Origin of the sequence: Serratia sp. ASV30 (assembly GCF_016428815.1) — a bacterium.
Taxonomy (GTDB): Bacteria; Pseudomonadota; Gammaproteobacteria; order Enterobacterales; family Enterobacteriaceae; genus Chania; species Chania fonticola_C.
This window is the reverse complement of sequence record NZ_JAELTL010000091.1, coordinates 1-10,793: the sequence shown is the minus strand read 5'-3', so window position 1 is coordinate 10,793 and position 10,793 is coordinate 1. Positions and strand designations below refer to the sequence as shown.

The window sequence follows — 10,793 nt, the reverse complement described above, 5'->3', positions numbered from 1 at the left end:
CCCCCCCCCCCCCCCCCCCCCCCCCCCCCCCCCCCCCCCCCCCCCCCCCCCCTCTTTTAGATGTGTATAAGAGACAGGCGGTAGACATTTAAATAACAACCTTAACTACCGGGTAACTAGCCGCAGGGGAAAAAAGAGCAAGGCAAATTATCAGGCGAATGCCAATTACCGCTATGCTGCGGGGGAATCGGCTATCAGATACCAGTCTGGAACAAACTATGCGCTCTACTCGGCGAACAGCTCAGGTTCGTTGGTTGCCCATCAGGCGGGGATCACCTTAGGGCCAACGTTAGGTGACACTAACGCACTGGTATATAGCAAAAAGTATCCCAATGCGACGATCCCTGAGCAGGTTGATGTGGTTACCGACAGTCGTGGTTATGCCATTATCCCCAATCTCATTCCCTATCAGGTCAACGTGGTCAATGACGAGATAGGCCAAGAGCGAGAGTTTGGTGAGCCAGCCAATGAAGTCGTTAAAGTGCCGACATTAGGGGCCTTATCCTATTATGAGTTGCTCAATTAAATCGCTGTGCCGAAGAGGGCAACAGGTGGCAATCATACAGGGCGCTGATACGCCCTAAGCCCTTCCCTGGGGACTGGCTGTCGGGTCATAGTACCGACACGGAGAAACGAAAGCAGGCTCCAGCATGCTGCTGATCCACCAGCATAATGTCACTGTCGTGTAACTGCAGAATGCGTTTGACAATCATCAGCCCCAAACCTCCCGCATGGCGGCGGGCATGGTTGAGAATTGACGGGCGGATAAACAAATCAGGCCGCAGCTCCAAGGGAATGCCAGGCCCGCTGTCATTGACCTGAACCATCACCTTATTACCCTGTGGCCACAGGCGCACTTCGATCTCTCCACCGCTTGGCGTATGGCGGATCGCGTTATCCAGCAGGTTGGTCAGCACCCGTTCCATCATGCTCAAGTCGGCAAACACCTGGGGGATGCCCGGCTGAATATCGGCAAGCAGGCGCTGCTGGCGAGCCTCGGCGGCCAATTCGAACTTCTGGAATACGTCCTGCACCAATTCACTGAGGGAGAACGGTTCTTTCTGAGGTTTCACTACGCCGTACTCAAGCCTGGCCAGCTCAAATAGCTCTTGCGCCAGCCGCCCGACTTTGCGGCTCTGAGCCAGGGCGATCTCCAGGTAGCGTTGACGATCGGTGGGTGTCAGGCTGGCTGATTTCACCGACAGCGTTTCCAGATAACCATGCAGAGAGGTTAGTGGAGTACGCAGATCGTGAGAGATATTGGCGATAAACTCGCGCCGTTGCTGGTCCTGTTGTGACAGGGTTTGCCATTGTTCAGTAATGCGCTGTGCCATACGGCGGAATGCCTGCTGTAACTGGCTGACCTCATCACGGCGGTGGCTCTCTGCAGGGGTATTGGCATAGGCTTGCAGTGCTGCGATGCCATCGCTATCCAGCGCATTAACCTGCTGAGTCAGGCGGCGGATCGGCCGTGTCACCCAGTGGAAAGCAATGCCACCGGCCAGCAGCCCGAACAGCGCCACCAGCCCCATCGACCACAGCGCGGTATAAATGGCAGAGTTGATCTGGGCGCTATTGGCCAGCGCATCATAATCCTCCCCCAGCAGCACTACGTAGAGATAGCCTTCAATCTCACCATTTACCCGCAGCGGCGCGGCGCTGAAGACTTTTTGATTATTGAGATTACGCGGGTCGTCACCATAGAGGGGCATTTCGGCCCCGTTCAACAATGTCTGTATCGGCAACAGGTCGACCTTTTGGCGTTTCATGTGCCCGGCAGGTGCCGCATTGCCAACGATATTGCCTTGTTTATCCAGCAGATAAACCTCAACGCTCGGATTAACCGCCATCAGTTGATCGAACAGGGTATGCACCGACCGATCGTTCCAGCCCTGCGAACTCAACAGTGGGTTGCTGGTGGCGATATGCTGCGCCAGATTGGTGGAAAGCCGTTGGATCACCGCCTGGCTATATTGCGTGCTGCTGCGCACCTGTAACCAACCGGAAATCGAACAACAGATCAGCAGCAGCAGGGCGAAAACCAGAGTCAGGCGTTGTGTCAGCGTGAGATTTTTCATCATTTACCCTTGCGGCGAAGCCGCGAATTTATAGCCCATGCCCCACACGGTGAGGATGTGCTCGGGTTCTGCCGGGTTGCGCTCAATCTTGATCCGTAGCCGGTTAATGTGGGTATTCACCGTGTGTTCATACCCTTCGTGTTGATAGCCCCAGACCTGATTGAGCAGGCTGAGGCGGGAAAATACTTTGCCAGGGTGGCGGGCGAAAAAATACAGCAGGTCGAACTCGCGCGGTGTCAGTTCCACCGTTTGCTGGTTTAGAAAAACCTCGCGAGCGATGGGATCTATCACCAGCCCGTTAATGCTTAACGTTCCTGCCTCCATCCGGAGGTTGCGGGTCATCGCCTCTTGGCGGCGAAACAGGGCTTTTACGCGGGCGACCAGCTCCAGCATGGAAAAGGGTTTAGCCAAATAGTCGTCAGCCCCCAGCTCCAACCCGAGTACCCGGTGGACTTCACTAGAGCGGGCGCTGGTGATAATGATTGGCGTATAGCGCGTCATATTGCGGGCGCGACGGCAGATTTCCAGGCCATCGATGCCCGGCAGCATCAGATCGAGGATCAGCGCGTCCCAACCTCCTTGTTCCAGCATTGCCATGCCCAGATTGCCATCGGCCGCGTGGCTGATGTCATAGCCCTCATCGCGCAGATGCAGTTGCAACAGTTCGGCGATATGGCCGTCGTCTTCGACGATCAAAATTCGTTTTGCCTTTTCCATTTTCTCTACCGCAGTTAACTGGTCTACCTGAAGTCTACACAACCCCCACCCTGGAAGTGATCACATTTTATTTAACTTTGCGTGAGGTCTTGGGGAACAAATCCGTTGAATACTGCTGACATCGAACCGATACGGGGCAGGAGAGAAGCGATGATCACGGCGAAACAGACCCTTATCCACCCGCTGTGGCTAAGGCTGACACACTGGCTGAACGCACTTGCCATGTTGATTATGGTCACCAGCGGTTGGCGCATTTATAACGCTTCCCCGTTGTTTAACTTTAGCTTTATCAATGAGCTGACGTTAGGCGGTTGGCTGGGGGGCGCGCTGCAATGGCATTTTGCCGGTATGTGGCTGTTTGGCATCAACGGCCTGTGCTATCTGCTGATCAACCTGTTCAGCGGCCGCTTTAAACGCCAATTCTGGCCGCTCAGCCCCAGGAAGTTTGTGGCCGATCTATGGGCCGCACTGCGAGGCAAGTTGTCACACGCCGATCCGCGCCACTACAACATGGTACAGCGTGTGGCCTATCTGGTGGCCATCGCAGTCAGCGTCCTGATGGTGCTTTCTGGGCTGGTGTTGTGGAAATCGGTGCAGTTTCCTCTGCTTCGCACCTTGCTTGGAGGTTACGACGCGGCTCGCTATGTTCACTTTTTTGCCATGACGACGCTGGTTGGTTTCGTGGTGATCCATCTGGTAATGGTGGCCCTGGTGCCACGTACGCTGCTGGCCATGTTACGTGGGCGCTAAGGAGACACAGATGAAAATGGAAAAACCCCCTCTCAGCCTGAGCGAAGGCCAGGATATCGTTAAAGAGGCACAGCGCCTGCTAGCGCGCCAGTTGGCATCGTCGTCGCGCCGCCGTTTTCTGCGCAATGGCTTGACCCTGGGGGGCGTGGCGATGCTGACTGGCTGCGATCTCAGCGATAACACTCAGGTAGATCAGGCCTTGAGCCGCATCTCACGCTTTAACGATCGGGTTCAGGGCTGGCTGTTCAATGCCAATCATCTGGCGCCAGAGTATGCCGAATCGATGATCACTCGCCCATTCCCGTTCAATGCTTTCTATAGCGAGGATCAGGCGCCGGATATCAATGGTGATGACTATCGGCTGGAAGTGGCGGGGTTGGTGCTGCACAAGCAGCCCTGGACGTTGGCACAATTGCATCAGATGACGCAAATCAGCCAGATCACAAGGCACATCTGTGTGGAAGGCTGGAGCGCCATCGGCAAATGGGGTGGGGTGCCGTTTGCCACCTTCCTGAAGGCGATTGGTGCGGATCTGAACGCCCGCTATATCGGTTTTAAATGTGCTGATGACTATTACACCAGCATCGATATGGCCACGGCGTTGCATCCGCAAACGCTGATGGCGTTGACCTACGACGGGCAGATTTTACCGCGTAAATACGGCTATCCGATGAAACTGCGGATGCCCACCAAGCTGGGTTACAAGAATCCCAAACATATTCAAGTGATCGAAGTTACCAACCACTTTCCCGGCGGTTATTGGGAAGACCAAGGCTACAACTGGTTTGGCGGTAGTTGATTGCCGCCGGTGCAGTTTCATGGCACGACGCGTGCCGATTAACCAAGAAAAGGAAATACCATGAAAAAGTTATTTGCCATGATGATGTGTAGCGCGCTGATGCTGGGTATCACCGGAGCCAATGCGGCCGATAGCATGGGCAAGGACGCGATGAAAAAGGACGGTATGAGCCAGATGTCCCACGACGGGATGGCAAAACAGGGAATGAAAAAAGAGTGCATGGATAAAGATTGCATGAAGAAGGACTCTATGGCCAAAGACGGCATGAAGAAGGATCACATGGCCAAAGACAGCATGAAGAAAGACTCTATGGCTAAAGATGGCATGAAGAAAGACGCAATGAGTCAGTAAAGGCATAATCCCTCCGGCGGCTTTTGCTGCCGGTTATCACCAAGCTAGTGAGAGGATTTTATGATGAAAACTGTAATTTTGGCTTTGGTGCTGGCTGCAGCCAGCAGCGGTGTCATGGCGGCCATGCCGGTAACAAGCAGTGCTGCACAAGGGCTGCAAAAAATCGGAGAGGTTTCCAGCCAGACGACAACGTTGAGCAGCTTTGAACAGGCGATCGCCGCCGATGCGCAACGGCAGGGGGCAAGTGCTTATCGCATTACCTCGGTTACCGTTAATAACCACGTTTACGGCACCGCGGATTTGTATAAATAATCGGGAGAGGGCATGGTGGTATATCGACGAGGGGCGACGTTCAATCGATGAACTCGCCCCTTTACTATACTCGCCTGAGTCAGCCGTTGGTGACGAAAATAGTGCTCATATTGCGCAGACGCAATTTCTTCAATGCACTGTATTTCTGTGAAAAAATAGTTTTCGGATGGGTGCCTCGCTTGGCTGCAATGTTCAGCAGACTATCGCCGCGCAACAGGTTGAAGATCACATCGCTTTCTGCCGGGCTGAGCTCGCGGGTTTTCTGCACCTTCAATTGCCCCGACTCTTCGCTCGCCAGCAGGTTTTCCACTTTTTCCTCTAGTAAATAAAGCGGCATGCGAGCCGATACCAGTTCTACAGAGATCCCCAGGATCGCCAACAGCTTGGCCACCCGCTCATCATCATAAAACACCAGAATACGCGTTGAGCTCATGTGTTGCTGATGCACAGACACCAGGCTTTCGATCACGTTGACGCTTTGCTCCAGATTTTGCGAGGTGAAAATCAACGCAATATCATGCTTGATAATTTTCTCCGCCTTTGCGCCACCGTGCATAAAGTCCGAAAACAGCTTGATATCGTACTTGCCATAATGCTTTTTCAACAGCATTGAAAGCCCGACATAGCTGTACTTACACTCACTAATCACCAGGACATTGTTTTTAGACATATTGGGGATACCCATAATGAGTTAAAAGTATTCAGCAGCAAGCAGCTGATTTAAATCTTTGATGCTGGATTCCTGCCACAGCTTCCCCTGCAGTGCATAGTAGGGCATTTCGTCCAGCCATTTTTTTTGTTCGCGCGTTTCAACCCCTTCGATAATCACCCGGTAATGATTCAGGTGAAAAAAACGCAACAAGGCACGCATCAACCCATCGCCACCGGGCTTTTTCATAAAGTCCCACAGCAGCTGTCGATCGAGTTTAACGAAGCGGAAACGGCTGTTATACAAGGCGGAAAACCCGGCATAGCCAGAACCAAAATCATCGAGCCAAAATGAATAATTATTCAGAGAGGGGTCGTTATGGACGCGATTTTTTACCAGCCTGCTGGCGTTTTCGTTGATTTCGAAATGCAGGCAATTCATCGCGCGGATTTTATCGGCCAACGCACCGTTCGCCAGCTCCTGCAGCGAATGGTCGTCGACATTGATGGTGGCAATGATCTGGTGTTGTTGAAACCAGTCACGGTATTTTTCTATCAATTCAATTTGTTGATGCAGGATCTCGACGCGGGTTTCGCGATCGGCCTGTTGGAAGAATTGTTCCGGAGAGAAATGCGCAAATTTGCTATCGAAAGAGAAGCGCGATAAACATTCAACGGCCAGCAGTTGCCCAGATTTGGCGAACATGGGCTGGAAAACATAATTAATTCCGTTATTTTTACCGTTAAAAACGCTGCGCATTCCTCAATCCTTTGATTGAAATTTATCTGTATGATTTTAAACAATAAACTAAGAAATAAATGACTGTTTATTGGTAATAATCTTATTAAAGAAAGAATCATCTTACCTGGTGGTAAATTCCTCTAAAAGATTGAAATTTCAGAGGGAACACGGTTGCGCTCAAGATGGCTAAAAGCGCAATAACAGAGTTATATTCTGGTTTTTCGGCGTTTTATCGAATTTTTTGACCGCTAACCTTGACGAATTAAGATTATTACGAACTGGGTAAATCGTCAACATCGATCGATAGGTATTTGTTGATAGTTTTTTCCTATCATGAGGGGCGTTATGAATGTTTTAAACGATTTATCAATGAGAATGTTCTTGGACTATATTTCGCCGGGCAATGGATTCATCGGGCTTCATTCCTGACAGGGAGTAGCATCGTTGAATGTACTTAACGGATGTATTAATTCACCGAGAGTCGAAAATATGAAAATCTCTAAGCTGTCTGCTGTATTAGCACTGACTGTATGCGCCACCGCCATTCCTTCTCTTTCAGCACAGGCTGCCGATGGTACTATTACTTTCAACGGTAAAGTGACCGACCAGACCTGTACTATCAGCACCCCGGGTGGTAAAGATTTTACCGTTACCCTGCCAACCGTATCTTCTTCTACCCTGAATGCGGTTAGCGCTACTGCGGGTCGTACTCCATTCGCAATTAACCTGACCAAATGCTCTAAAGGCCAGGTAGCAACCTATTTCGAACCTGGTTCAACCGTTGATTTCAAAACGGGTCGTTTGAATAACCAAACCAAAACCAATGCTGCGACCAACGTGCAAATCCAGCTGCTGGGTAGCAACAACCAGTTCCTGCCAATTCTGGCTGCCACCAACAACGGTGCACAGACTAACTCCCAGTGGGTTACCGTGGCCAATGAAGGTGATTCAGCTGACCTGAACTACTACGCTGAATATTTCGCAACCGCAGCGGCGGGTGCTGGTGATGTGACCTCTAACGTACAATACACCATCATCTACCAATAAATTATTACCCGTTCCTTTTCTAGTTAAATGTTGCTTCCTCCCTGTGACCTTTCGGGGCGAATAGTTTCGCCCTGATAGCTTCTAATTGCAGGGAGTGAAAATCATCGGGTATCTATTCTGGCGGGTGGAAACTTTTCCCCCGCTGTATTTCTATAGTAGTGATATTAAAATGAAAACATCGATTAAGAAATACAGCGTATTGCTGATGGCCGTGCTTTTCAGCAGCAGCGCTTTTGCCAGCGTTATTGTGAACGGTACACGCGTTATTTATCCGGCCAAACAGCGGGAAGTGACCGTCCAATTATCCAATAATGGGACCGCCCCGGCGCTGATCCAGGCCTGGATCGATGAGGGCAACGCGGAAACGACGCCAGAAAACAGCAAAGCTCCCTTTATTATTTCGCCTCCTATCAGCCGCATTGAGCCAAACGGTGGCCAGGCGCTGCGCGTTTCGCTGACGACTTCGGCGTTGACGCAGGACAAAGAATCTCTGTTCTGGTTGAACGTGCTGGAAATTCCCCCGGCACCGACCGGAACGGCCGCCGACACTACGCCAGAAAACTTCCTGCAGGTGGCCTTCAGAACCCGTGTGAAGTTGTTCTATCGCCCGGAAGGCCTGAGCGGCGTAGCCAATGACGCGCCAGAAAAACTGCAGTGGAACTTCGTGGCTGGCGGTGTGAAAGTGAAAAATCCCACGCCGTTTTATGTCTCCTTCACCGAAATCAATGCCGTTGTCAACCGTAAGAAAGTCACGTTGGCACCGCATGGCGACATGCTGGCGCCTGGCCAGGAAAAAACGCTGGCCTTTTCCGGTGATAGTTCACGGATCGCTGATATTGAGTACACCACCATCAATGACTTTGGTGGCCGGGTTCAACGCAGCAAAAATCAGCAAAAGTAACTCCTGGAAAGCCCCATGCCGCGATGTGAAGTCAGCCGACGGGGACGCTTAATTTGGTAAAGGAATGCATGGATATGAACGAGTTACCTATCTCTGCCGCCGTCAAGTCGGCACTTTTCAATTACAGATCCATCCTGCTGTTGACCGGAAGTGCCCTTTGCCTGACCACCCCGGCATTTTCGCTGGCAGCGGCTCAAAGCGATGTCAACCAGGCCGCTGCACCGGTCGAAGCCACTTTCAACAGCAATTTCCTGGTTGGCCAGGCACAAGGCGTGGATCTTTCGCGCTTTCGTGATGGTAACCCGGTATTGGCGGGGAAATATTCTCTGGATGTCTACGTCAATGGGGAATGGAAGGGTAAAAAGAACATTGAATTCAAGAGCGTGCCGGGTAAAGACAGTGCCGATACCTGCTTTAGCCTGCTGTCTCTGGAAGAGTTTGGCGTCGATACTGCGGCAATGGGCAGCGATCCGGCGGTGACGACCAGCAGCTGTAAGCCGCTGGGGGAATGGGTGCCGGAAGCGTCTTACCGCCTCAATACCAGCACTTTGCGTATGGATGTCAGCGTTCCTCAGGTCGCGCTGCGACGTACCGCACGCGGTTATGTCGATCCGAAATTCTGGGATCGCGGGATCACCGCGGGCTTTCTGTCCTATAACTTCAACGCTTTTAATTCGCACAGCTCCAATAGCGGCGGGAATTCGGACTCGACCAACGCTTATCTGACGATGAACGCCGGGGTGAATATTGCCGGTTGGCAGTTGCGCCATGACTCGAATGTGAACTGGCGTAGTCAGGAAAGCACCCATTGGCAGAATACGGCCACCTATGCGCAGCGGGCCATTCCGGGTGTGCGCGGCATGCTGACTTTGGGGGATGCGTTTACCAGCGGGGACTTCTTTGATTCGATCGGTTTTCGCGGGGCGCAACTGAGTACCGACGATCGCATGCTGCCGGATTCCCTTAACGGCTATGCACCCGTAGTGCGCGGTGTGGCACAAAGCAACGCCTTGGTGGAAGTTCGCCAGAACAACCAGTTGATCTATCAAACCACGGTAGCGCCGGGCGAGTTCGTGATTAACGATCTGTTTCCGACCGGCTACGGCGGCGATCTGGACGTCACGGTCAATGAGGCCGATGGTTCCGTGCGCCAGTTCAGCGTTCCCTATGCTTCGGTGGCACAGATGTTGCGCCCGGGGATCCAGCGCTATGCGTTAACCGCTGGCCAAGTTCGCGATGATAATTTACATACCTTGCCCGAGATGTTCCAGGCGACTTATCAGCGCGGGTTTACCAATATTCTGACTGGTTACACCGGGGCGACCGTGAGTGACGGTTACAGCGCGGTGCTGTTGGGGAGTGCAGTGGCAACACCGTTGGGGGCTTTTGCCGTCGACGTGACTCAGGCTAACACCCGCCTGAAACAGGGTGATCTGTCCGGCCAGAGCTACAAGATCAGCTACAGCAAGCTGATGTCGGAAACCAACACCAACTTCACCATTGCGGCTTACCGCTACTCGACTTCCGGCTATTTGTCACTGCGTGATGCGGTGTATGCCCGTGATAACGAGAGCCGGGGTTTAAGTGCCGATGCGGTTAACCGCCAGCGCAGTGAATATCAGCTTACGCTGAATCAGGGCCTGGGTGCCAATCTGGGATCGCTGTATATCACCGGTTCGGTGCGCGATTACTGGAACCGTGGCGGTACCTCCAAACAGTATCAGGTGGGTTACAACAACTTCATCGGCCGAGTTACCTACGGTTTGTCCGCCATGCGTACCACCGATACTTATAACCACGATGAAACCCGTTACTTCCTGAACTTCTCGATCCCGTTCAACATTGGCTCGCAAAACATCAGCCTGAACAGCGCATTGGCCTACAACGACCAAGGCTACGACAGCAGCCGCATCGGGATTAACGGCTCCACCGGGGAAGATAACAACATCAGCTACAGCGCCACTTTGGCTAACGACCAGAGCGGCGGGACCAATACCAGCGTGAGTGGGGAATACCGCAGTCGTTTCGCCACCATGAACGGTTCTTACAGCTATGGCCGTGATTTCCGTCAGTCGTCCATTGGGGCTTCCGGCAGCGTGGTGGCACATGGCGGTGGCGTGACCATGACGCCTCAGCGTGGCCAAACCATGGTGCTGGTTGAAGCGCCGGATGCCGCAGGGGCGATCGTCACCAACTCTCCTGGGGTGCGAATCGATGACAACGGCTATGCGGTGGTGCCTTATGTTGCCCCATACCGCATGACCAACGTTACGCTGGATCCTAACGGCATGTCACGCGATGTCGAGCTGGAAAGCAGCAGTCAGCAGGTAGCACCTTATGCCGGTGCGATTGCCAAGCTGGAGTTCAAGACCATCAAAGGTCAGGCGCTGATTATCCATGCGCTGGGCCCGAACAACACGGCATTACCTCTGTCTCTTATACACATCT

11 protein-coding genes and 1 pseudogene are annotated in these 10,793 nt (G+C 52.6%); 8 read left to right on the top strand and 4 right to left on the bottom strand.

Features of this window, described 5'->3' with window-relative positions; all coding sequences use genetic code 11:
• Positions 1–91: 91 nt before the first annotated feature.
• Positions 92–526 (top strand): annotated as a pseudogene (locus JHD74_RS24420) (fimbria/pilus outer membrane usher protein); the annotation flags it as partial.
• A gap of 85 nt (positions 527–611) precedes the next feature.
• Here JHD74_RS24420 and JHD74_RS24415 read toward each other — a convergent pair.
• Entirely contained in the window at positions 612–2,078 is a 1,467-nt protein-coding gene (locus JHD74_RS24415) for a HAMP domain-containing sensor histidine kinase (protein WP_024527538.1), read from the bottom strand.
• Between the two features lie 3 nt (positions 2,079–2,081).
• The gene (locus JHD74_RS24410; protein ID WP_199063719.1) at positions 2,082–2,795 is read right to left on the bottom strand and encodes a response regulator transcription factor; all 714 of its coding nucleotides are present in this window, start codon (positions 2,793–2,795) and stop codon (positions 2,082–2,084) included.
• A 150-nt stretch (positions 2,796–2,945) separates the two neighbouring features.
• Here JHD74_RS24410 and JHD74_RS24405 point away from each other — a divergent pair, with 150 nt between their 5' ends.
• The 4 genes from JHD74_RS24405 to JHD74_RS24390 all read left to right on the top strand — a co-directional run bounded on the left by JHD74_RS24405 (position 2,946) and on the right by JHD74_RS24390 (position 5,007).
• On the top strand, positions 2,946–3,545 hold the full coding sequence (locus JHD74_RS24405) for a cytochrome b/b6 domain-containing protein (RefSeq protein WP_024527540.1): 600 nt from the start codon (positions 2,946–2,948) through the stop codon (positions 3,543–3,545).
• Positions 3,546–3,555: 10 nt separating this feature from the next.
• Positions 3,556–4,344 carry a molybdopterin-dependent oxidoreductase gene (locus JHD74_RS24400; protein ID WP_199063718.1) on the top strand — a complete coding sequence of 263 codons (789 nt, stop codon included), beginning with the start codon at positions 3,556–3,558 and terminating at the stop codon, positions 4,342–4,344.
• A 60-nt stretch (positions 4,345–4,404) separates the two neighbouring features.
• Entirely contained in the window at positions 4,405–4,695 is a 291-nt protein-coding gene (locus JHD74_RS24395) for a pentapeptide MXKDX repeat protein (protein ID WP_024527541.1), read from the top strand.
• Positions 4,696–4,758: 63 nt separating this feature from the next.
• Positions 4,759–5,007, top strand: coding sequence for a YdgH/BhsA/McbA-like domain containing protein (locus JHD74_RS24390; RefSeq protein WP_024527542.1), 249 nt, complete (start codon positions 4,759–4,761; stop codon positions 5,005–5,007).
• 79 nt (positions 5,008–5,086) lie between these two features.
• Here the strand turns inward: JHD74_RS24390 and JHD74_RS24385 are convergent, their stop codons facing one another.
• Both JHD74_RS24385 and JHD74_RS24380 read right to left on the bottom strand, forming a co-directional pair.
• Positions 5,087–5,677: a LuxR family transcriptional regulator gene (locus JHD74_RS24385; RefSeq protein ID WP_024527543.1), complete on the bottom strand. Its 591-nt coding sequence runs from the start codon at positions 5,675–5,677 to the stop codon at positions 5,087–5,089.
• A gap of 21 nt (positions 5,678–5,698) precedes the next feature.
• The gene (locus JHD74_RS24380; RefSeq protein WP_074031719.1) at positions 5,699–6,415 is read right to left on the bottom strand and encodes an EAL domain-containing protein; all 717 of its coding nucleotides are present in this window, start codon (positions 6,413–6,415) and stop codon (positions 5,699–5,701) included.
• A gap of 471 nt (positions 6,416–6,886) precedes the next feature.
• Between JHD74_RS24380 and JHD74_RS24375 the strand changes: the two genes are divergently transcribed.
• The 3 genes from JHD74_RS24375 to JHD74_RS24365 all read left to right on the top strand — a co-directional run.
• Positions 6,887–7,444, top strand: a complete 558-nt coding sequence (locus tag JHD74_RS24375) for a fimbrial protein (RefSeq protein ID WP_021180549.1) — start codon at positions 6,887–6,889, stop codon at positions 7,442–7,444.
• A gap of 169 nt (positions 7,445–7,613) precedes the next feature.
• Positions 7,614–8,345: a molecular chaperone gene (locus tag JHD74_RS24370; RefSeq protein WP_024527545.1), complete on the top strand. Its 732-nt coding sequence runs from the start codon at positions 7,614–7,616 to the stop codon at positions 8,343–8,345.
• Positions 8,346–8,419: 74 nt separating this feature from the next.
• Positions 8,420–10,793 (top strand): fimbria/pilus outer membrane usher protein (locus tag JHD74_RS24365; protein ID WP_199063717.1); only part of this gene is annotated, 2,374 nt, incomplete at its 3' end.

What these genes read in the sequence shown, in the direction of transcription:
- JHD74_RS24375 (WP_021180549.1), top strand. Translation starts at nt 6,887, where the DNA reads ATGAAAATCTCTAAGCTGTCTGCTGTATTAGCACTGACTGTATGCGCC.
- JHD74_RS24405 (WP_024527540.1), top strand. Translation starts at nt 2,946, where the DNA reads ATGATCACGGCGAAACAGACCCTTATCCACCCGCTGTGGCTAAGGCTG.
- JHD74_RS24385 (WP_024527543.1), bottom strand. Translation starts at nt 5,677, where the DNA reads ATGTCTAAAAACAATGTCCTGGTGATTAGTGAGTGTAAGTACAGCTAT.
- JHD74_RS24400 (WP_199063718.1), top strand. Translation starts at nt 3,556, where the DNA reads ATGAAAATGGAAAAACCCCCTCTCAGCCTGAGCGAAGGCCAGGATATC.
- JHD74_RS24370 (WP_024527545.1), top strand. Translation starts at nt 7,614, where the DNA reads ATGAAAACATCGATTAAGAAATACAGCGTATTGCTGATGGCCGTGCTT.
- JHD74_RS24415 (WP_024527538.1), bottom strand. Translation starts at nt 2,078, where the DNA reads ATGAAAAATCTCACGCTGACACAACGCCTGACTCTGGTTTTCGCCCTG.
- JHD74_RS24390 (WP_024527542.1), top strand. Translation starts at nt 4,759, where the DNA reads ATGAAAACTGTAATTTTGGCTTTGGTGCTGGCTGCAGCCAGCAGCGGT.
- JHD74_RS24380 (WP_074031719.1), bottom strand. Translation starts at nt 6,415, where the DNA reads ATGCGCAGCGTTTTTAACGGTAAAAATAACGGAATTAATTATGTTTTC.
- JHD74_RS24395 (WP_024527541.1), top strand. Translation starts at nt 4,405, where the DNA reads ATGAAAAAGTTATTTGCCATGATGATGTGTAGCGCGCTGATGCTGGGT.
- JHD74_RS24410 (WP_199063719.1), bottom strand. Translation starts at nt 2,795, where the DNA reads ATGGAAAAGGCAAAACGAATTTTGATCGTCGAAGACGACGGCCATATC.